We start from the raw sequence: 21,757 nt of genomic DNA, 5'->3' as shown, positions 1-21,757 counted from the left end.
ACATCTATCCTCAAAAATCTGCACATCTATTTTTACCTTTGCTGCTATGGATACGATCACCTGGCATGATTTTGAGCAAGTAGAGCTCCGGATCGGGACCATCCTCGAAGCAACAGAATTTCCCGAAGCCCGTAAACCGGCTTTTAAAGTGAGGGTTGATTTTGGCGAATTTGGCATTAAATGGTCAAGCGCGCAGATCACTAAACATTATACTTTAGACGAACTACCAGGGCGCCAGATCATCGGGGTAATTAATTTCCCGAAAAAACAGATCGGCAAATTTATGTCGGAATTTTTAGTAACCGGCTTTGCCGACGAAAACGGGGATATTGTTTTAGCCGCTGTAGATAAACCTGTGCCCAACGGCAGCAAATTGATTTAAGATGAATGTAGCCAGTTGGATAATAGGACCGCAAATGGTTGGAGTGATTTTACTATTGCTGGGATGTATCTTTCACTACTATCCTCCCAAACACATTAATAAATGGTATGGTTATAAAATGCCATCAGCACTAAAAAACCAGAAAACCTGGGATGAAGCTAATCGCTATTCGGCTATTTATATGGTAAAAATCGGAATATTTTTAGTGATAGCAGGCTTGCTGGTTACCTTTATATTAAATGAAGTAAGTATTCCGGCACGATTGAAAGAAGGGTTAACTGCACTTTTTCTTATCGCCTCCGGACCGATCACAGGGGTATATATCATTGTATCAACAGAAAATCATTTAGAAAAAATCTTTCACAAGGAACAAAAATGAGATACTTCAGTTTTGAGGACGAACCCACGATATCGCCGGATGATTTTTTTATGGGCGAAGCTTTAAAAGAAGCCCAATATGCCCTGGAAGAAGATGAGATACCTATCGGCGCCATTGTGGTATCGGGTGGCAAGATCATCGGCAGGGGTCATAACCTTACCGAACGATTGAACGATGTATCAGCTCACGCCGAAATGCAGGCCCTTACCGCTGCAGCCAACTCCATGGGCGGCAAGTATTTGCAAGGCTGCACCTTATATGTAACCATGGAACCCTGCGTGATGTGCGCCGGAGCATCATACTGGTTCCAGGTAAGCAGGATAGTATTTGGCGCGTATGATACTAAACTGGGTTTCGGCAGGCTCAACCAAAAAATAACTCATCCCAAAACCGTGATCACCGGCGGCATCCGCGAAAACGAATGCTCAGAGTTGGTGAAGAGTTTTTTTAAATCGAAAAGGAGATAAGTCCATAGATCATGGTTGATGGTTCATAGATCATGGTTGATAGTCTATTTGCAAAATACTGACAACCAATCATGAACTAGTAAGCACAATCCATGATCTATGAACCATCAACCATGAACTAAGCACCCTTACACAATCCTGACAATTTTTTTAGAACAAAAACTCAGTTCATCTCTTATATTTGTTACGTCACAACATTAAACTTTTAAACTTAATAAATAACTATTATGGCATTTACACTACCGGCGTTATCCTACGCTACCGATGCATTGGAACCGCATATTGATAAACTGACTATGGAAATTCACCATGGCAAACATCACCAGGCTTACGTAACCAACTTAAATAAAGCTTTAGAAGGCAAGCCAGAGGCCGACAGCAATATTGACGATATCATCAAAAACATTTCTAAATTCCCGCCTGCTGTACGTAACAATGGCGGCGGTCATTATAACCACTCTTTATTCTGGACATTGCTTTCTCCAAGCGGAGGCGGCGAGCCTACAGGCGCTTTAGCTGACGCTATCAAAAGCACTTTCGGTTCATTTGCCGATTTCAAAACCAAAGTATCTGAAGCCGGTGCAACCCGTTTCGGATCTGGCTGGGCATGGTTAATTGTTACTGCCGATAAAAAACTGGCTGTAACTTCAACCCCTAACCAGGACAATCCATTAATGGACATCGCCGAAGTAAAAGGCACCCCAATTTTAGGTATCGACGTTTGGGAGCACGCTTACTACCTCAAATACCAGAACCGTCGCCCGGATTACCTGGCGGCTATCTGGAACGTGATCAACTGGAAACACGTTGCCGAGCTTTACGCAAAAGCAACCGCTTAATTTTTTTAAGCTAAGCATAAATTTAAAGCGGCCGGATCTGATGATTCTGCCGCTTTTTTATTTAATTTTATTTATAGTATTAAACCCGCTTGTAATCCTGAGCGCAGCGAAGGATCTATTCGACAACTGGTATGGCGAAGATCAGATTCTTCGCTACACTCAGAATGACAAAGGGAATTATCTGTTACTTTATTATCATCCTATGAAAGCCATCGTTTTAGAAGCCGCCGATAAACCACTGGTATGTAAAGAAGTTGAAAAACCAACTCTTGCCCCTGGCGAGGTCTTGGTACACATCAAAGCAGCGGCCCTCAACCGTCGCGACTATTGGATAACCGTAGGCAAATACGCGGGCATTAAATATCCTACCATATTAGGTTCAGACGGTGCCGGTGTAGTGGCCGAAGTGTGCAGCGAGGCCGACAAACATTGGATTGGTAAAGAAGTGATCATCAACCCCAGCAACAATTACGGTAAAAGCGACGATTACCAGGGTGCCGATTTTAAAATACTGGGCCTGCCAGATGATGGCACCTTTGCCGAATATGTAAAAACCAGGGTAGAATACCTGCACTCCAAGCCCAATCACCTTACCTGGGAGCAGGCTGCGGCTATTCCACTGGCTGGCTTAACTGCCTACCGGGCGCTATTTACCAAGGCTAAAGCAAAAAAAGGCGATAAGGTTTTAATATCAGGCGTGGGCGCGGGTACGGGCGCTTTTGCCCTGCAATGGGCGGTTGCCGCGGGTTGCCAGGTGTTCGTAACCTCGGGCAGTGGCGAAAAAATTGAAAGGGCAAAAAAACTGGGGGCGGCAGCCGGTGTAAACTACAAAGCTCAGGACTGGGCCGAACAGTTGAAACTGATGGCCCACGGTTTTGACATTATTATCGATAGTGCCCTGGGTGCAGGTTTTGCCAAATTCCCGGATCTTTGCAATCCCGGCGGTCGTATCGTAATTTTCGGCGGAACAGCGGGTAACATTCCCCCGCTCGACGGACGCAAGATATTCTGGAAACAACTGCAACTGTTAGGCACCACCATGGGTACCCATGATGATTTTACAGCAATGATGGCCTTTGTAAGTAAACATGAATTAGTTCCGGTAGTTGATGAGGTATATGATTTTAAAAACGCCCAAAAGGCCATCGACAAAATGGAAAAATCCTCACAGTTTGGTAAAATTGTGTTACAGAATTTATGGTGTTAATGCATAAATATTTAATTATCAAATAATTAATTACAAAAACACACTTATTTCATGCTTGCCTGTCATTAAATAAAATGATTGTAAAATAATCTACTAATTTTGTGGACTTTATTTTAGGCATGATCAAAAAACCCATCGACCTGCTGCTGCAAGAATCAGCAGAAGAAGGCGAACACTCCTTAAAACGCACACTAGGCCCGGTTAACCTTATCCTTATTGGGATAGGCATTATCATAGGGGCGGGCTTATTTTCACTAACAGGCATCGCTGCCGGACAGCATTCGGGACCAGCGGTAACCATATCGTTTTTAATAGCCGCTGTAGGTTGTGCCTTCGCGGCGCTTTGTTATGCCGAATTTTCGGCTATGATACCGGTAGCAGGCAGCGCTTATACCTACTCCTATGCCACTATGGGCGAGCTTTTTGCCTGGATCATTGGCTGGGACCTGGTGTTGGAATACTCCGTAGGTGCTGCAACGGTGGCCATCAGCTGGTCGCAGTACCTAACCAAGTTTTTATCCTGGTTTGATCTTTACCTGCCTCCACAATTGATCTTATCGCCTTTTGAAACTTCTAAGGCGGCCAATGGTGATATTGTTCGGGGAATTATTAACCTGCCTGCAGCATTGATCGTTATTGTAGTTACCAGTATCATTATCAGGGGTACAAAAGGATCAGCATTGGTTAATGCCATTATTGTGAGCTTAAAGGTGGGTGTGGTATTGGTATTTATAGCCGTGGGCTGGTCGTTCATCAATCCACAGAATTATCACCCTTATATACCTCAAAATACGGGCGTATGGGGCGATTACGGATGGTCGGGGATACTAAGAGGCGCCGGACTGGTGTTCTTTGTATTCATCGGTTTCGACGCGGTATCAACCGCGGCACAAGAGGCTAAAAACCCGCAGCGTAACATGCCTATAGGTATCATCGGTTCGCTGGTAGTGTGTACTATCCTGTTTGTAATCTTCGCCCATGTCATGACGGGTATGGCCAACTATAAAGAGTTCATCGGTTCGGGAGCACCGGTTGCCATCGCTATCGAAAAAACGCATTATCAGTGGCTGAGCAAGGCTATTGTGCTGGCTATATTGATAGGATATACATCGGTGATCCTGGTTGATCTGTTGGGGCAGTCTAGGGTATTTTTCTCTATGTCGAAAGATGGCCTGTTGCCCAAAGTATTTTCCGATGTACACCCCAAATTCCGCACACCCTGGAAATCTAATATCGTACTTTGTGCCTTTATAGCGTTGTTCGCGGCCTTTGTACCTATCCGTGTAGTGGGCGAAATGACCAGCATAGGCACCCTGCTGGCCTTTGTGATGGTATGCGCGGGTGTGCTTATTTTACGTAAACAGCAGCCCAATATTCACCGGCCGTTTAAAACACCATGGGTTCCTGTAGTGCCTATATTAGGCATATTGGTTTGCTTTGCCATGATGACCTTTTTACCCGGCGATACCTGGCTGCGATTAATAATTTGGTTGGCAATTGGTTTAGTTATATATTTCACCTACGGTAAAAAGAACAGCGTGATACGCAAAAGGCTTGCAGCAAAACATGGATAGCTTTCATGAATGAGGATATACTAAAACTAAAAATTGAACGGATAAAGTGGGAAACAAAGGATACAGCCACCTTTTATTTAAGTAATGTTTCGGGCAGGCCTATTCCATATAAGGCAGGGCAGTTTGTTACCCTGATATTTAATCATCGCAACGAGGAGATCAGGCGGTCGTACTCACTGGGTTCATCACCCGATGAGGAGCTTTTATCCATCACCGTAAAACGTATCACCAATGGCGAAATATCCCGTTTTATGCTCGCCAAAGAACATCCCGGCGATATTTTAACGGCACTGGCACCGGCCGGGAGATTCACCATCAATAAATTTGAACAGGAAAAAGATATTTTGCTGTTTGCAGGTGGCACGGGCATTACGCCTATATTTTCGCAGATCAAATATGTACTCAAACGTCCCGGAAAAAGCAAGCTTACCCTTATTTACAGCAGCCAGGACGCTGATTCTATTGCATTTAAAGATGAGCTGAATAAATTGGCTATACAACATCCCTACAGGTTTAAGATCATTTACCTGCTCAGCAGTGAAGCTAACCGCTTGAATAATGATAAGGTGGAAGCCCTTACCCGCCAGATAGTACAACATGATAGGGATAAAGCAGAGTTTTATCTGTGCGGCCCTTTTCCTTACATGCGCATGATCAGGTTTGCGCTGGTTTATATGGGCATCGACCCTAAACAGATTCGCCGGGAGAATTTTGTGATAGAGACCGTATCGGTTACCAGCAGCATCCTGAATTTTCCACCCCGAACTATCCGGATCAGATTTAAAAATGAGTTACATGATTTGGCCGTAGGCGAAAATCAATCCATACTGCAGGCCGCCCTGCAAAACAACGTACAGCTACCCTATAGTTGTCGAAACGGGGTATGCTCCACCTGTACTGCCAGGTGTACCAGTGGTAAAATTGAAATGGTAAAAAACGATGTTCTTACCGATGCAGATATCGCCGAAGGCTGGGTACTTACCTGTACAGGTCACCCGGTAAGTGATGATGTGGTGATAGACTATTCACCATCTAACTGAAAATCAATTAGTTACCACCATGAACTTATTTCAGGATCTCACAGGATAGGCCAGTGGCATGTCATTTGTGAATCGACGTTTAGCCAATAATATTTATACAAAAAACATGGTTTACACTTTTTCCTGGAAATAAAATACAAATAATTGATTATCAATAATTTACATCCATGTTAACCATAAAAAGTGTAAACCATGTAAACCCAACTTTTTGTCAATTGAGTCAACCCAACCAAAGGCTATACGTTAATTTGTGGTTGATATGCCAGAACCATATTGTACACCGCGCTTATGGGGTGCCGAAACAAGTTCGGCATGACCATGAATGTTATGCCAAATGCTGTTTATGTACCCTGCGATGCACTACTTCTTTTACCTTTTTTGATTTGGATTTTTTGCGTTTCCCCAGCCAGATAATAAATCCGGTTATGGGTAATGAAGCGCAGATTAAACTGACCAAAAACGCGATGATCTTGGTAGTTAGGCCACCTATTTGCCCAACATGTAGATCATAATTCATGTTGTTCATCTTCATGCCCGGGCTTTTTTTATCATGCGGGGTTTGTTTTAGGAGTTTGCCTGTATATTTTTCAAAAATAAACTCATCACTTTTATAATAATGCAGGGTTTGGGCATAGGCATTGATACCAATAGTTCCGGCTGCAGAAGCATCTTCATTAATAGAAAACATCTCCGCTTTGGGCGAACGTGCCTGTGCCATTGCAAATACCTGGTCAATGACCGGTTTACCGTTTACTTTGCTCTTCAAGAGCGAGTCGGACTTAAGTACTTCTTTTTCTGAAGGATAGGAGCGGCCCAGGTTAGCGGTAGTATAAATACCCTCCCTAACCGATTCAAACACCATGGATAAACCGGTTATCGATAATATAAGCGCTATAGAAGTGGCGTAAAAACCCAATACATTATGCAGATCATAATTTACCCTGCGCCAGCGTCCATTCCATTTGATATTGAAACTGCGTTTACGGTCGCTTTTACGCTTGGGCCACCATAGTATTAACCCGGTGATCATAATCACCATAAATATTATAACGGATATACCCACCACCAGGCTACCTATTTTGGGAGGCAGCAACAGGTAAAGGTGTATAAACTCCACCACTATAAAAAAGTTCTTCGCAGGATTCTCTATATGGGTTACTTTACCGGTATAGGGATTGAGGTAAACATACAGCATCCCGTTTTTGGGTACGTTGACCAATATACCTGCAGGACGGTCAACCCCATAATAATACATATAGGTAGCTGTGCCGCCTTTATGGCCTTTTAGCGCTTCAGCTTTTAAAACTGATGGATCAAGAAAGGGTTTATGCTGTACTTCAACTTTGCGATAACCGCAAAAGGCATCCTGTATCTCATCCTGAAAACAGAACAAGCACCCGGTAACACTCACTATAAACACCACCAGCCCGGATATAAATCCGAGCCAGCGGTGGCAAAACAGTATGATCTTTTTAAAGGTCATATTAAAATTTATAGGCAAATGTTAATGCGTAACTTCTTAATTTTTGCGGATTAACCGTTGTATAGCCTATCCAGTATTTCTCGTTGGTGAGGTTATCCATTTTAAACCCTACCCTGTATTGGCTTACATCATAAAATGCTGATGCATTTAACACCGTATAAGCCGGCAACGAAAATACACCAAGGGTTCGGCTGTTTATAATTTTGTTATCGCTGGCATAGTTACCTCCAAAACCGAAGCCCAGTCCTTTTACAAGGCCTTTTGAAATACGGTAGCTAGCCCAAAAGTTAGCGCTATATGGTGATCCGGCCGTAGTTGGACGCAAACCATCTACGGTAGCATCACCAGTCTTCTCTAATTTTGAATTGTTGTAAGCAAATCCTGCAATAATATTTAAGCCTGTTATGGGGTTTGCTATTACCTCAGCTTCAATACCTCGGCTATATTGAGTTCCGTCCTGAATATATACATTAGGATTAGGACCTCCGTAAGGACGGGCTTTATCCTTTACTTTAATATCATAGTAACTTACCGTACTACTCAATTTACCGTCAAACAGATCAATTTTAACACCGCCTTCCAGTTGGTTAGCCTCTTCTGGCTTTAATGGTTTGTTATCCTCTGTTAAGCCGGTGACGTTTGTAAAACCGTTCTGATAGTTGGCAAACAAAGCCACATGATCCTTAACCGGCTGATAGATCAAACCAAATTTGGGTGAAAAAGCAGTTTGTTTATAAGCCCCGGATGTGGTATTAGTTGTTGGGTTGTAGCTGCCTTTATTATCAAAACGATCAACACGCAATGCTGCCGAAGCTATTAACTGATCGGTAATATTAAATACGTCGGAAACATAAGCACTATAGGTATTGGTTTTGAAGATAGAAAGATACGGAGACGTTGTTCCATTGGCATAAACCGCGTCCATACTCATTCCATTAAAGTTGGAGTAATCTTGATTTCCTAATACGGAAACCCTGTCAAATGCCTTACTGAAAAAATACTGGTTGGAGTTTTCCCTGAAAAAATCAAGCCCGCCAACAAACCTGTTTCTGAACTTACCGATCTTGAAATCGCCGTTAAAATTTTGCTGTATCTCGATCATGTTATCCTTACTGTTCTTGGTCGACTGATCCTCACGGGAAATGGAATCCTTTGGAAGTAAATAGAAGTAAGGGCCAAAGCCATTTGAAAAACTATTGGTAGAGCTGATATTAGTAGTTGTATTCCATTGATCGGATATTTTATATTTTACTTGTCCGAAAAAGTTGGTGCTTCTTGAGGTTTGTGTCAGGTCATCGCCATGATAGGATTGTTTATAATCCAACTTTAACTGATCGGCACTGGTATATCCTAAAGCTGCTACCGTTTGTCCATAAGGCATAAAGAAGATAGATTTACCAACATTTTTACCATAAGATAATTCCGCATCTGCAGATATCGTTAGCCTGTCGGTAACCTTATAAAGCAAACTTGGTGCTACAGCCCATGAACGGTTAAAGATATTGTTTTGAAAACTTCCTTCATTATTAAATGCGGTATTTAGGCGGAACAATACCTTTTTCTTTACATCCAAAGGAGTATTTATATCAAGCGCCACACGGTGAAAGTCATAATTACCGTCGGCAAATGAAACTTCGCCACCAAACGAGTCATAAGGAGATTTGGTTACCCGATTAATTAAGCCTCCGTAAGAAGTTAAGGTACTTCCGAATAAAGTTGCGGATGGGCCTTTGATCACTTCTATTCTTTCCAGATTAACAGCATCGATACCGGAGGTTATGTTACCTGCTATGCCATTTCGCAGCTTGGCTTGTACAATAAACCCACGTGAGTTATAATAACTGCCACCATCGCCACCGCGGCCGGTCGCTTCCCACATTTTTTGAATGCCTGGTGCATTGCGCAAAGCATCATCAACCGAGAAAAGTTGCTGCTCTTGTATTAACTGGTTAGATATGGTGGTATAAACCTGTGCGTTTTCAAGGTTGCTTAAGGGCATCTTAGCAACATCGACGCTTTTTTTGGTTTTAAACTTATTTACCTTGCTGCCACTTACGCTTACTTCTTGTAAGTTATTAGCAGCTTTGCTAACAGTAAATTGTGGTAAAGTAAGGGTTTGGCCTGCTGCCAGATCAACAGCTGTTTCCTGGCTTTTGCTGCCTACCTGTGATATAACCAGGGTATACTTGCCCTGTGGTGCCCTTACAGTAAAATCACCATCTTCATTGGTAACAGTGCCATACTTTGTACCTTTTAAAGTAACTGAAACATTTTCGGCCGGGCCGTCATTCTGAATAACAACATGACCTTTGATGGTTCCTTTTGATTGCTGAGCAATTGCAGCTGAGTTTAATAACAATATAATTGCTAAAATTGAGAGAGAGAATAGTTTGTGAAAATTAAGTCGGGGTTGGATCATTTTATTTAGACTAATTATAAATAATTCGCCAAAAATAAGACACGAAGCCTTACAATCCAAATTATTTAGAACAATTACAAATAATAAAACTCCAGATCCCGAAAATAGCTAAACCCGTTTACAGGTTTAAAACTTAAATATCCATCACCTCTTTTTTCTTTTTACTCCTCATTCGTTTGGGTACAAATTCGAGTATTTCATTTTTTAAAGCTTCGATCATTCTACGTTTTAAAAAATTACGCTGTATCACTATGCTTACCTCGCGCGCAGGTTCGGGCGATTTAAAATAGCGAACCTTGTCCAGTTGTTTCTCAGTCAACTCGGATAAAGCCAGTTCAGGTAATATGGTAGCACCATTGTTTTGATCAACCATGCGTTTCAGCGTTTCCACACTGCCGGTATTATATTCAAAGTGCAGAAAACCTTTGGTTGATTTACGCCGCTGACAAATATTTAAAACCTGCTCACGCATACAATGCCCTTCGTTAAGCACCCAAATCTCTTCCATATCAATATCTTCAGGATTGATACTTTTCTTTTTGGAGAGTTTACTGTTCTTGGATACGTAAGCTACAAAGTTCTCATAAAATACAGGAATCTCTGTCAATGAACTCTCATGGAGCGGGGTTGACAGGATACCACAATCAATCTTACCCAATTTTAATTGCTGTATTATATCTTCAGTGGTTTGCTCCCAAACTATCAGTTTAACCTGTGGATACTTCTCAATAAAGCCCTTAATGATCTTGGGTAAGATATATGGTGATACTGTAGGAATAATACCAACTCTCAATTCGCCCGATAATTCTTTTTGCCTGTCGGTAATAATCTCTTTTATCTTTTCGCTTTCCGACAGCATGATACGAGCTTGTGTAATGATCTCGATCCCTATTTCGGTGGGTGTTACCGGCTGCTTGCTCCGATCAAATAACTTCACGCCCAGGGTATCTTCCAGTTTTTGTACCTGCATACTTAATGTAGGTTGCGTAACAAAGCATTTTTCGGCTGCAATTACAAAACTCCGGTAGGTGTCAACAGCTACAATATATTCAAGTTGGGTAATAGTCATATAGAGAGATTCTATTCAAATATAACAATTATTGATTTTTTCTATTGAAATATTATGGTGAAGTTTGAATAAGAAACCCCGATAACTATGGAAACTAATAAAAAGAAACTCACCACTGCCTCTGGCAGGCCATATGCGGAAAATGAAAATTCGCAAACTGCCGGTCCACGAGGACCAATATTGTTGCAGGACTATATTCTCCATGAAAAAATGGCTCATTTTAACCGCGAGCGCATTCCTGAGCGCGTGGTACATGCTAAAGGGTCAGGTGCTTATGGAACGCTAACCATAACCCATGATATTTCAAAATACACTCGTGCCAAAGTATTTAACCAAATAGGGAAACAAACAAAATTATTCTTACGTTTTTCGACTGTTGGTGGCGAAAAAGGTTCGGCTGATACCGAACGTGATCCACGTGGATTTGCTGTTAAATTTTACACAGAAGACGGTAACTGGGATCTTGTTGGTAACAATACGCCCGTATTTTTCATAAAAGACCCTAAGAAATTTGGCGATTTTATTCATACCCAAAAACGCGACCCATACACTAATTGCAAAAGCGCCACCATGATGTGGGATTTTTGGTCGTTAAATCCGGAAAGCCTGCACCAGGTAACTATCCTGATGAGCGACAGGGGTACTCCGTATGGCTATCGGCACATGGATGGGTTTGGCAGTCATACCTTCTCCTTCATCAATGCTAAAAATGAAAGATTCTGGATAAAATTCCACTTTAAAACGCAACAAGGTATTAAAAACTTTACAGATGCCGAAGCTGTAGAAATGAAGGGTAAAAACCCCGACTTTGCTCAACATGACCTGCTAAAAGCTATTGATAATGGCAATTTCCCAAAATGGGATATGAAAATACAAGTAATGCCAGAAGCTGACGCCGCCAAATATCATATCAACCCATTTGACTTAACCAAAGTATGGCCTCACGCCGACTATCCATTGATTGATGTGGGTGTAATGGAATTAAACGAAAACCCAGATAATTATTTTGCCCATGTTGAGCAGGCTGCTTTTGCTCCGGCACACTTAATTGATGGAGTTGGTTACTCGCCCGATAAAATGTTACAAGGCCGTATCCTTTCTTATCCAGATGCACACCGCTATCGCCTGGGCGGTAACTATGAACAGATCCCGGTTAACAAATGTCCGTTTATGGTAAACAATTATCAGCGGGATGGTCAAATGCGTGTTGATGGCAATGGAGGTTCAGGTCCTAACTATTTCCCAAACAGTTTTGATGAAATTGAAGCGGATCAAACGTACAAAGAACCGGCCTGGGATTTTGGCAACTCTGTAGGTGACTGGTATGATCGTAACGGAGAAGGGGAAAACGATCATTATACTCAGCCAGGTAATTTATATCGCTTAATGGATGCGCAGGCGAAACATGACCTGATCAATAACCTTGTAGGTTCTATGAGTGGCATTGACGGACCTAAAAAAGATCAAATCGTTAACCGCCAGCTGTGTCATTGGTTCAGGGCAGATATCAATTTAGGAATGGCTATTGCCAAAGGTCTTGAGCTTGATCTGGCCGAAACCATGAAACAAATGCCGGCTTAGGTATAGTTGGCAGTCAGCAGCTTGCAGAATTAAATACAAAAAAGCGATGGTATTAACCCATCGCTTTTTTTGATAAACTGCAAATTGTCCATCGCAGGCTGCAAACTGTACTACTCTACCGTAACAGACTTAGCCAGGTTACGAGGCTGATCAACATTACAGCCCCGCATTACAGCAATGTGGTAGGCCAATAGCTGTAGCGGTATAGTAGCTACCAGCGGCACAAATGCTTCATTGGTTTGTGGTATCTCAATTACATAATCGGCCATATTCCTCACCTCGGTATCTCCTTCGGTAACAATAGCTATAACGTGACCCTTACGGGCCTTTACTTCTTGAATGTTACTGATTACTTTTTCGTAAGATGAATGCTGGGTGGCAATAAACACCACAGGCATATCGTCATCAATTAAGGCAATTGGGCCGTGTTTCATTTCGGCAGCCGGATAACCTTCGGCATGTATATAAGATATTTCCTTAAGCTTTAAAGCACCTTCTAACGCTACGGGGAAGGAGCTCCCTCTGCCCAGGAACAGACAATTGGTTGAATCTTTGAATTTCGCAGCTATTTCCTTTACCCGTTCATTTGATTTTAATGCTTTTTCTACCAATTGCGGAACCTCGTTCAGTTCTGTTAGATATTCCACCAGCTTGCTTTGTGTTATGGTACCTCTTTGTTGTGCTATGTAAAATGCCATTAGCGTTAATACGCTTACCTGTGCAGTAAAAGCCTTTGTAGAAGCTACACCAATTTCGGGCCCGGCATGTGTGTAAACTCCAGCATGGGTAATACGCGGAATAGACGCGCCTACCACATTGCAAACACCAAATATGGTAGCACCTTTTTCCTTTGCTAGTTCTATAGCAGCCATGGTATCGGCTGTTTCACCCGATTGTGAAATCGCTATCACCAAATCTTTTTCCGTAATGATGGGGTTCCGATACCTGAACTCTGACGCATATTCCACCTCAACCGGAACACGGGCGTACTCCTCAATGAGATATTCACCTACCAACCCGGCATGCCAAGAAGTACCACAGGCTATTATAATGATACGATCGACGTTCTTCAGCTTCTCAGCATACTCCTTAATACCACCCAGTTGTACTTTACCCTGTTGTGGATAGATACGACCACGCAGACAATCACGAATAGACCGGGGTTGCTCATATATCTCTTTAAGCATGAAGTGATCATACCCTCCCTTTTCAAGCGTCTCCAGCTTCAGATCGAGTTCCTGTATATATGGTGTCTGAACTGAGTTATCAATATTTTTGATCAGCAGGTTTTCCCGATTGATGTAAGCTATTTCATTATCATTTAAATAGATCACATTTTTGGTGTATTCTACAATTGGTGTAGCATCTGAGGCTATAAAGTATTCGCCTTTACCTACGCCTATCACCATCGGGCTCCCTTTACGGGCGGCTATTAACTGATCTGGTTCATCGGCGCTCATGATCACAATAGCATAAGCCCCTATTACCTTGTTTAAAGCAACCCGCACGGCTTCTCGTAATTCAAGGCCACCCTGCAGCTGTATATCCTCTATCAAATGAATCAGTACTTCGGTGTCCGTATCGCTTTTAAAAGTATGCCCTTTGGCAAGCAAAGTTTCTTTTATAACACCATAGTTTTCGATAATGCCATTATGAATGATGGTTAATTTGCGATTTCCTGATGAATGGGGGTGTGAGTTACGGTCGTTTGGTTCACCATGCGTGGCCCAACGGGTATGCCCCATACCAATTGATCCTTTCAAATCAATATCTTTAACAAACTTTTCAAGGTCATCAACCTTTCCTGCCTTTTTGTAAACTTTCAGTTCCTGATCAAGTAAAGCAATACCGGCACTGTCATAACCCCGATATTCTAAACGATGAAGCCCTTTTATAATAATGGGATAAGCATCCCGGTAACCTATATAACCAACAATTCCGCACATAATAAATTTAATAAAGTGTAAATGGAGCAAAAATAATTAGCTATATAACATAAATGGCAGCTTATTATTTTGTTTTTTTCACAAATGGAAAGAGTTTTTCCCTACTTCAAAACAAATTTTAAAAAGTAGAAATAGCTTAAACAAAAAATCCCCTTAACGGGGATTCTTTTATTAATATGTGCTTTTATTTACTTCCGTATCCGGGTGTAAATAATGTTTAGCTTGATCTTATAAGGTGAGCTTTTATCACTACCAACCGCAACTGTACGGGCTGCAACTTGCACGCTCGGCGAAATACTGGTTGTTCCAACGCTGCTGCCACTTACAGTGGTAACCTCGGTGGTATCAATCGGGGCGATAAAAGTTCCATAGTCTACCGTCTTTTTACGTATCAGATCCTGAACATAGGCTGTCACTAAAAAATGATATTCCTTTTTAGTTTTATCATACCTGCCTCCAAATGCCGATATTTGATTACGTCCGTCGCTCGGTGAAGCATCCTGAATATACGTTCGCTGATGAGCTATATCTAACTGGTACATGGTTAACTTGGGCAATGGCGCATATGGTATACCTGAGTTAGGTTGAGGTGTAATTACCAACTCGGCCCGGTTCAACACAATAGAATCCGGATTAAATTTGTTAAGATCTGGAAAACTTACTTTAGCCCTTAGTCCCGCCAGTCCTTGCAAATAAACTGTGTTTTGTGAATTTACTTTATCTGCTAATAATGCCTGGATGGTTGTAGTATATGTATATGTTATCGCCGCGCTATGTGATACAAAAGGTAATGACACTGTGGCGGTGTCAATCGTTGTACCATTAACTGTTTTATAAAACACATCTAACCTAGAAGAGTCAAGTGCTAATTGTAAAATACCACCTACGTTATTCGCTTGTCCTTTATCCAATGTTATGTATAGCCCTTTTACCGCATTTTGGAAAAGCAATGTAGAAGCTAACTGCGAGCCGTTTGCATTAAATAGGTTATTATATATAAATGCTTTACTAAATGGGATACGCACCTGCGGACCTACCTTTTGTATGGTATCTACTTTACCCGTTCTGATATTGGCAATAGTTACGCTATCATGAGTACGTGCAGTAAACGTTTTTGTTCCCCACACAGTTCCCGTATTCACCTGCCAGCGTTTTGTATTATAATAAGTCTGGACACCTGCTTTTTCTGCTAACTGATAAACATTTGCTGTATAACGTGTAGCAACCGAATCGCCATAAAAACCATTAGCATATCTTAATACAAGCACAGCGGAATCTATAGTTAACGTACCTGCAGGTACTGTATATGCCGCATCGTTCGGTAACGATATACCAAGAGCCACATTTGAAACAGTGGTACCAAATGCAGGATCAGTAAAGTTACCAAGCGGTGTTTTTGCAAGTCCGGACGTAACTGCAGTAGAATCGAATTCTGTGCGGATAATGATATTGCTATCCACTACCAGGGCACCATTGATCTGGTTGGTTGGATCGATACCTAAACCAATTCCATCCTGCCGTTTACAACTATTAAAAATAAAAAGACTTATTAACAAGGTCAATAAGTCTAATCTTAAAAATTTCATATATAATATTAAAGATTAAGCAACATGCACCAATTCGTCGTTGGTAATTTCGTCGTAAAAATTGTAATAATTTTCGAAATCTGCGGTAGAATCAAATTCTAAAACCGATTTATTGCTGTTTTTAACATTATTTAACACATCTGCATCTATATTCTCACTGCCTAAAACAATTCCGTCAGAGTACTGAATGGCTCCTGCGTACAATGCAGAATTAGAGCCTTCTTTATAGGCTTCAACATGATGTTCGGTCATGTTACTCATTACCGCTTTCTGTGCGAAATCGGCGTCTAATTTCTCTTTAAAATCATTTTCGTAAATGGAGTAAATAATTTTAGAGTTTTTAAATGTCGGATCGTCTTTATAAGTGGTTTTCAAGTAAGCAGGAACCAATGCGCTTAACCAGCCGTGGCAATGGATAATATCCGGAGCCCAGCCCAGTTTTTTTACTGTTTCCAATGCACCTTTACAAAAGAAGATCATTCTTTCGTCGTTATCAGCGTAAAACTTACCGTCTTTATCACCAAACACATGTTTACGCTGAAAATATTCCTCATTATCTAAAAAATACACCTGCATACGCGCCGCCGGGATAGATGCTACTTTAATGATCAACGGGTTATCATTATCGTTGATAATGATGTTCATTCCCGATAAACGGATCACTTCATGAAGTCTATTCCTGCGCTCATTGATATTGCCAAAACGCGGCATAAGGATACGGATCTCGTAACCTTTCTCCTGCACAGCCTGCGGAAGTTGGCGTGTTATTTCAGCAATTTTTGTGAGTTCGAGAAAGGGAGACATTTCATGAGTTATAAACAAAAGCTTAGATTTACCCATCACTTAATCAGTATTAAATATGTAAAGAAGTCAAAAAATTTGAGTCTGCAAATATAAGCATTATTATATGAACTGTCAACGAATTACGCAAGTAACTTTTGGTATTTTTTAGACAAATGTACACCTTTACCAAAATTTGTAATAACTTTTCCATTGAAAATATTTACCACCAAAAATGAAATAGCTCAGTATTTTACCTCCAAACAGGGCAAAATAGTGGGTTTTGTTCCAACCATGGGCGCTCTACACCAAGGCCATATATCATTAATCAAACAAGCACAGCAAAATAGCGACGAAGTAGTTTGCAGCATCTTTGTAAACCCTACCCAGTTTAACGACCCAAAAGATCTTGAAAAATATCCTCGCCCCATAGCTGCAGATATAGCGATGCTTGAACAATCCGGCTGTGATGTTCTATTTAATCCAACCGTTAGTGAAATATATGATGATAATGAGAAATGGCATTTAGATATAGGCGATCTGGAGCATTTACTGGAGGGTAAGTTCAGACCAGGGCATTACCAGGGCGTTACTCAGGTGGTTTCTAAATTGTTTAATATTGTTAAACCCGATCTAGCCTTTTTCGGTCAGAAAGATTATCAGCAGTTCCTGGTTGTGAGTAAAATGGTTGATCTGTTGCATATGCCAGTCCAAATGGTGATGTGCCCTATTCAACGCGAAACTGATGGATTGGCCATGAGTTCAAGAAATATTCACTTAACCCCTTATGACCGTGAACACGCCCTTATATTATCAAAAACATTAAACTGGGTTAAAACTAATTTTGATGCGGGTACTATTCCGGCAATAAAACAACAGGCCGAAGCCATGATCAGTAATGAACCAGGGATTGAGTTGGAATACTTCGAGATAGTTAACGGAAAAACTCTATCTACCGCAACCGTAGACACTCAAAATATTGTTGCGCTTGTTGCCGTCCGTGCGGGCAAAACAAGATTGATAGACAACATGTTGATTGGGGGATAGTTGATTAGTTCACTGGTTTATTGGTTCATTAGTTTATCACCCCATATTACTGTAATTAAATATTGCAATGCCAAGACTAATGAACCAATAAACCAATGAACCAATAGACTAAATTATTCCTAACTTTGCGCTATGATTATTGAAATATTAAAGTCCAAACTTCACCGGGTTAAGGTAACGCAAGCCGAACTGAATTACGTGGGCAGTATTACAATTGACGAAGATTTGATCGAGGCCGCCAATATTATACCTAACGAAAAGGTGCAGATTGTAAATAATAATAACGGTGCACGCTTTGAAACTTACGTAATAAAGGGCGAACGCGGTAGCGGTACTGTTTGCCTAAACGGAGCTACTGCACGGTTGGCCCAGGTTGGCGATATTGTGATCATTATGTCATACGCTTACATGGAAGCCGAAGAGGCCCGCTCTTACGAACCTATATTGATATTCCCTGATTCCGATAATAAGCTTATCAAGTAACTCTAATATCTCAAAGATATTTTTCTTCTATACCTTACTGCTTAAAGCGGACGTGTGTATTATTACACATTTTTCCGCTTTTAAGACGCGCATCTTTTTCCAACTATAAACGTATGGGTAGATAGTGCTCGATATTACCTATTAATTAAATTTTATTAATGTAAACATGACATTAATAAAATTTAATTAATACCTTTATAAAGCAACCATGGCAATCCTTTGCTTTTGCTGCGAAAAGATCTGAAATTCTACTACTATAATGTTAGTCAGTAAATTCAAATCTTACCAATTTGAACCAATTAAACTTAAATCTTATACTATGAAACAGGTGTGTTTTATTCCCTCTGCTTTGCGGCAGAACCGGCGAAAGCTGCTCACTACATTATTCAGTATCCTATTACTCTTTACTACACAAGTTACATTTGCCCAAATTACCTGGACCGAAGCTGAATCGGGCACCATATCTAATGGTGCGGCGATACAAGCAAATAGCAGCAGCTCAGGCGGGCAGCAAGTGGGTAATCTCGGGGGGCCATCAAACGGAACGCTTGCTATTCCGGTTAATGTGACAACTGCAGGTCAATATACCTTATCCGTAAATTACCTGACCGCCGACCCTCGTAATTTATTTATAACCGTAAACAATGATTCCTCCGTAATAGTAGCCTGTAATTCGGGGAGCTGGAGCACTGTGGCAACCACTACCCTAGTTATTAATCTGCAGGCCGGCACTAATACTATAAAATTAAATAACAACTCGTTGCAATGGGCTCCAAATGTAGACCGGATAGGCATCGCTCCTATATTTTACGAAGCCGAAGCCGGCACGTTAGCAGGTGGGGCCAATATACAATCTTGCTCATCCTGTTCAGGCACGTCAATGGTGGGCAACCTGGGTACAGGCTCGGTAACCAACACGGTTAATGTAAGCACCGCTGGTAATTATATATTGACTGTTTACTACGCAACCCAGGATCCTCGCTCATTCTTTGTATCGGTAAATAACGCAGCGGCAACAGAGTTAGCCTGCGTTCCATCCGGCGGCTGGACTACCGTGGCAACAGCAACCCTAACCGTAGCGTTAAATGCTGGTAATAATACTATTACCTTAAACAATCCCGGATGGTATGCTCCTAATGCTGATAAATTAAGCTTAGCAACAATACCGGCGACTACAAAAAACATAAGCTTTGCGCCCAACAGCCGCATTGAATATGATCTAACCTCTGGTAAATACAATGTTTATTTTAATGGTACCAAGGTTATTACCGATGCTTATGCCACGGCGCAATCAAACAATCTGTATTCAAGCCTTAATTATAGCACTCGTACGTATAGCTCAACACCCGTTTCCGATGGCTTAGGTTCAGGAACCAAACATATTATCTCCTTATCTGGCAGCGGCCTGATACCCATGCAACAGGTATTTTATGTATATAATAACCGAAGTTATTTTTATACAGAGGTTTTACTGAATGGTACGGGTTCCAATTGTTATGGCATGACTCCCCTGGCATCCAACAATGTTGTTTTACCCGTAAGCGGAGACAATCGAGTATTAAATGTCCCGTTTGATAATGACACGTTCATTTCATACAATGCTGCATCTTTAAGCAGTTCGGTAAATACTACAAGTTCAGAAGTTAGCGCTCTATATGATAATAACAGCCGCAATGGCCTGGTATTAGGTTCCATTGAACACAAGGACTGGAAATCTGGAGTACAAATGGTAGGTTCAGGCAGCAACACCTTGTCGCAATTAAATCTTTTCGGAGGTTTTACCAATGTTAATATTACGCGTGACGCCAGAGGGCATGGCTGGGTGGGTGTCGGTGCAACTACCTGTAAATCGCCCAAAATGATGGTAGGCTTTTTTAGTGATTGGCGCGATGGCATGGAAGAATACGGAAAATCAAACCGGATAGCCGAGCCACCATACATTTTTAACTGGACCTTACCTACACCATTCGGCTGGAATAGCTGGGGAGCGATACAAAGCAATCTGAACCTCACTAATGCCAAAGGTGTGGTTGATTTTTTCGCCAACAACCTAACCGGTTTTCGTAATGGAAACACTGCTTATATTGACCTTGACTCCTACTGGGACAACCTGAACGATGGTGAACTGAAACAATTTGCAGATTATGCTAAAAGCAAAGGATTAACACCAGGTGTTTATTGGGCACCATTTGTTGATTGGGGTAAAACCAGTCGTACGGTGGAAGGCAGCACTTATAACTATACTGATATCTGGGCAAAGGAAAACGGCGCTTACCACGATCTGGATGGTACTCGAGCCTTAGATCCCACCCATCCCGGCACCAAACAACGCATCGCTTATATGATCGGTCGCTTTAAAACAGCGGGCTTTCAAATGATCAAAATTGATTTCCTGGGGCACGCAGCCATCGAGGCTGATAGTTATTATGACGGCAATGTACATACTGGTATGCAAGCCTATCGGCAGGGGATGGAGTATCTCATTGATCAGCTTGCCGGGCAGATGTTGGTATATGCGGCCATTTCGCCTAACCTGGCAACTGCACGTTATGCACACATGCGCAGGATAGCCTGCGACGCTTATTCGTCCATCAACGATGCAAAATATACGCTTAACAGCACCAACTACGGCTGGTGGCAAACCTATATGTACAATTACATTGATGCAGATCACGAGGTTTTAGCCACTGAAACGCTCGGAACCAATCATGTACGGGTAGCTTCTGGAGTCATTACAGGAACCGTAATTACCGGCGATAACTACTCAACAACCGGACAATGGACAGGCAGGGCGCAAACCTTTTTTCAGAACCAGGATGTATTGGATATTGCCCGCAATGGAGTTGCTTTCAGAGCTGTCGACGGCAACACCGGCACCGGGACAAGTGAGCTATTTGCCCGTGGTATTGGTAATTATTTATACCTGGCAGCATTTAATTATGGTACCAGCAGCAAATCATACACAGTAAACTTCAGTCGTATTGGCCTGCCCAATGGCACCTATGCTATGAAGGAATTATATGCCGGCACTACATCAAACATCAGCAACAATTCCATGAGCTTTACCCTTGGTGCTGCCGATGCCGCCATTTATCGTATTACCGTTGGTGCGGGGACTGTAGCGGATGTAAAAAACAATCAGGTTATCCCTGTTAAAGCTCAACCAACATCAAAGCTCACGTATTATCCAAACCCGACAACTTCTGTATTGCATTTGGATAATTCCATTGAAATATCGGCTCTGCAACTTACCGAATTTGGGACCGGGCATACAGTTAAAAAATTCTCAAATATTAATAATACACATTATGAGTTGGACCTTAACGGCTTATCGCCTGGTTATTATGTTATCAACATAACCGATAGCAAAGGCAAAACCAAAGGTTACAAAATTTATAAATATTAATCGTTCTAGGGGGCTTGCTTATAGGCAAGTTCCCTAGATAATCTTTTGTTTAATGATTTGGGCTGCCAG

At 41.7% G+C, this 21,757-nt stretch carries 17 protein-coding genes; 11 read left to right on the top strand and 6 right to left on the bottom strand.

The window, feature by feature from the left end; translation table 11 throughout:
• The first annotated feature begins 46 nt into the window (after window positions 1-46).
• From BW976_RS27030 to BW976_RS27000, 7 genes are all read left to right on the top strand, one after another.
• A complete protein-coding gene (locus tag BW976_RS27030; RefSeq protein WP_076378488.1) occupies window positions 47-382 on the top strand; it encodes a tRNA-binding protein in 336 nt (111 codons plus the stop codon).
• A 1-nt stretch (window position 383) separates the two neighbouring features.
• Window positions 384-761, top strand: a complete 378-nt coding sequence (locus BW976_RS27025) for an SdpI family protein (protein ID WP_076378486.1) — start codon at window positions 384-386, stop codon at window positions 759-761.
• Window positions 758-1,228: a nucleoside deaminase gene (locus tag BW976_RS27020; protein WP_076378484.1), complete on the top strand. Its 471-nt coding sequence runs from the start codon at window positions 758-760 to the stop codon at window positions 1,226-1,228. Before BW976_RS27025 ends, BW976_RS27020 begins: the two co-directional genes overlap by 4 nt.
• 227 nt (window positions 1,229-1,455) lie before the next feature.
• Window positions 1,456-2,067, top strand: coding sequence for a superoxide dismutase (locus BW976_RS27015; protein ID WP_076378482.1), 612 nt, complete (start codon window positions 1,456-1,458; stop codon window positions 2,065-2,067).
• 40 nt (window positions 2,068-2,107) lie between these two features.
• The gene (locus BW976_RS27010; protein WP_245834794.1) at window positions 2,108-3,274 is read left to right on the top strand and encodes a zinc-binding dehydrogenase; all 1,167 of its coding nucleotides are present in this window, start codon (window positions 2,108-2,110) and stop codon (window positions 3,272-3,274) included.
• 119 nt (window positions 3,275-3,393) lie between these two features.
• Window positions 3,394-4,848: an amino acid permease gene (locus BW976_RS27005; RefSeq protein ID WP_076378480.1), complete on the top strand. Its 1,455-nt coding sequence runs from the start codon at window positions 3,394-3,396 to the stop codon at window positions 4,846-4,848.
• A gap of 5 nt (window positions 4,849-4,853) precedes the next feature.
• Window positions 4,854-5,888, top strand: coding sequence for a ferredoxin--NADP reductase (locus BW976_RS27000; RefSeq protein ID WP_076378478.1), 1,035 nt, complete (start codon window positions 4,854-4,856; stop codon window positions 5,886-5,888).
• A 325-nt stretch (window positions 5,889-6,213) separates the two neighbouring features.
• Here the strand turns inward: BW976_RS27000 and BW976_RS26995 are convergent, their stop codons facing one another.
• The 3 genes from BW976_RS26995 to BW976_RS26985 all read right to left on the bottom strand — a co-directional run bounded on the left by BW976_RS26995 (window position 6,214) and on the right by BW976_RS26985 (window position 10,859).
• The gene (locus tag BW976_RS26995; protein WP_076378477.1) at window positions 6,214-7,371 is read right to left on the bottom strand and encodes a PepSY-associated TM helix domain-containing protein; all 1,158 of its coding nucleotides are present in this window, start codon (window positions 7,369-7,371) and stop codon (window positions 6,214-6,216) included.
• Window position 7,372: 1 nt separating this feature from the next.
• Window positions 7,373-9,730, bottom strand: a complete 2,358-nt coding sequence (locus tag BW976_RS26990; RefSeq protein WP_245834793.1) for a TonB-dependent receptor — start codon at window positions 9,728-9,730, stop codon at window positions 7,373-7,375.
• A 193-nt stretch (window positions 9,731-9,923) separates the two neighbouring features.
• Entirely contained in the window at window positions 9,924-10,859 is a 936-nt protein-coding gene (locus tag BW976_RS26985) for a hydrogen peroxide-inducible genes activator (RefSeq protein ID WP_076378473.1), read from the bottom strand.
• A gap of 87 nt (window positions 10,860-10,946) precedes the next feature.
• Between BW976_RS26985 and BW976_RS26980 the strand changes: the two genes are divergently transcribed.
• The gene (locus BW976_RS26980; RefSeq protein WP_076378471.1) at window positions 10,947-12,440 is read left to right on the top strand and encodes a catalase; all 1,494 of its coding nucleotides are present in this window, start codon (window positions 10,947-10,949) and stop codon (window positions 12,438-12,440) included.
• Window positions 12,441-12,550: 110 nt separating this feature from the next.
• On the opposite strand, the gene glmS is transcribed toward BW976_RS26980, so the two are convergent.
• From glmS to BW976_RS26965, 3 genes are all read right to left on the bottom strand, one after another.
• Entirely contained in the window at window positions 12,551-14,386 is a 1,836-nt protein-coding gene (glmS, locus tag BW976_RS26975; RefSeq protein ID WP_076378469.1) for a glutamine--fructose-6-phosphate transaminase (isomerizing), read from the bottom strand.
• Window positions 14,387-14,574: 188 nt separating this feature from the next.
• Window positions 14,575-15,972 (bottom strand): DUF4270 family protein, encoded by a 1,398-nt coding sequence (locus tag BW976_RS26970; protein ID WP_076378467.1) that lies wholly within the window; start codon window positions 15,970-15,972, stop codon window positions 14,575-14,577.
• 15 nt (window positions 15,973-15,987) lie between these two features.
• Window positions 15,988-16,812, bottom strand: a complete 825-nt coding sequence (locus BW976_RS26965) for a glycogen/starch synthase (protein ID WP_076378465.1) — start codon at window positions 16,810-16,812, stop codon at window positions 15,988-15,990.
• A 153-nt stretch (window positions 16,813-16,965) separates the two neighbouring features.
• On the opposite strand from BW976_RS26965, the gene panC reads away from it, so the two are divergent.
• The 3 genes from panC (at window position 16,966) to BW976_RS26950 (ending at window position 21,688) form a co-directional block, all read left to right on the top strand.
• Complete coding sequence (gene panC, locus BW976_RS26960) at window positions 16,966-17,799, top strand: pantoate--beta-alanine ligase (RefSeq protein WP_076378463.1); 834 nt, start codon at window positions 16,966-16,968, stop codon at window positions 17,797-17,799.
• Between the two features lie 132 nt (window positions 17,800-17,931).
• Window positions 17,932-18,282, top strand: a complete 351-nt coding sequence (gene panD / locus BW976_RS26955) for an aspartate 1-decarboxylase (protein WP_076378461.1) — start codon at window positions 17,932-17,934, stop codon at window positions 18,280-18,282.
• Window positions 18,283-18,601: 319 nt separating this feature from the next.
• Window positions 18,602-21,688, top strand: a complete 3,087-nt coding sequence (locus tag BW976_RS26950; RefSeq protein WP_175614189.1) for a CBM35 domain-containing protein — start codon at window positions 18,602-18,604, stop codon at window positions 21,686-21,688.
• Window positions 21,689-21,757 lie beyond the last annotated feature (69 nt).

This window comes from Mucilaginibacter lappiensis (genome assembly GCF_900155965.1).
Classification (GTDB): Bacteria; Bacteroidota; Bacteroidia; order Sphingobacteriales; family Sphingobacteriaceae; genus Mucilaginibacter; species Mucilaginibacter lappiensis.
The sequence above is the reverse complement of the archived record's forward strand: the minus strand, read 5'-3'. Positions and strand labels throughout refer to the sequence as shown.

What these genes read in the sequence shown, in the direction of transcription:
- BW976_RS27030 (WP_076378488.1), top strand. Translation starts at nt 47, where the DNA reads ATGGATACGATCACCTGGCATGATTTTGAGCAAGTAGAGCTCCGGATC.
- BW976_RS27000 (WP_076378478.1), top strand. Translation starts at nt 4,854, where the DNA reads ATGAATGAGGATATACTAAAACTAAAAATTGAACGGATAAAGTGGGAA.
- BW976_RS26970 (WP_076378467.1), bottom strand. Translation starts at nt 15,972, where the DNA reads ATGAAATTTTTAAGATTAGACTTATTGACCTTGTTAATAAGTCTTTTT.
- BW976_RS26965 (WP_076378465.1), bottom strand. Translation starts at nt 16,812, where the DNA reads ATGGGTAAATCTAAGCTTTTGTTTATAACTCATGAAATGTCTCCCTTT.
- BW976_RS27025 (WP_076378486.1), top strand. Translation starts at nt 384, where the DNA reads ATGAATGTAGCCAGTTGGATAATAGGACCGCAAATGGTTGGAGTGATT.
- glmS (WP_076378469.1), bottom strand. Translation starts at nt 14,386, where the DNA reads ATGTGCGGAATTGTTGGTTATATAGGTTACCGGGATGCTTATCCCATT.
- BW976_RS26950 (WP_175614189.1), top strand. Translation starts at nt 18,602, where the DNA reads ATGAAACAGGTGTGTTTTATTCCCTCTGCTTTGCGGCAGAACCGGCGA.
- panD (WP_076378461.1), top strand. Translation starts at nt 17,932, where the DNA reads ATGATTATTGAAATATTAAAGTCCAAACTTCACCGGGTTAAGGTAACG.
- BW976_RS27020 (WP_076378484.1), top strand. Translation starts at nt 758, where the DNA reads ATGAGATACTTCAGTTTTGAGGACGAACCCACGATATCGCCGGATGAT.
- BW976_RS26985 (WP_076378473.1), bottom strand. Translation starts at nt 10,859, where the DNA reads ATGACTATTACCCAACTTGAATATATTGTAGCTGTTGACACCTACCGG.
- BW976_RS26995 (WP_076378477.1), bottom strand. Translation starts at nt 7,371, where the DNA reads ATGACCTTTAAAAAGATCATACTGTTTTGCCACCGCTGGCTCGGATTT.
- BW976_RS27010 (WP_245834794.1), top strand. Translation starts at nt 2,108, where the DNA reads ATGATTCTGCCGCTTTTTTATTTAATTTTATTTATAGTATTAAACCCG.
- BW976_RS26980 (WP_076378471.1), top strand. Translation starts at nt 10,947, where the DNA reads ATGGAAACTAATAAAAAGAAACTCACCACTGCCTCTGGCAGGCCATAT.
- BW976_RS27015 (WP_076378482.1), top strand. Translation starts at nt 1,456, where the DNA reads ATGGCATTTACACTACCGGCGTTATCCTACGCTACCGATGCATTGGAA.
- BW976_RS27005 (WP_076378480.1), top strand. Translation starts at nt 3,394, where the DNA reads ATGATCAAAAAACCCATCGACCTGCTGCTGCAAGAATCAGCAGAAGAA.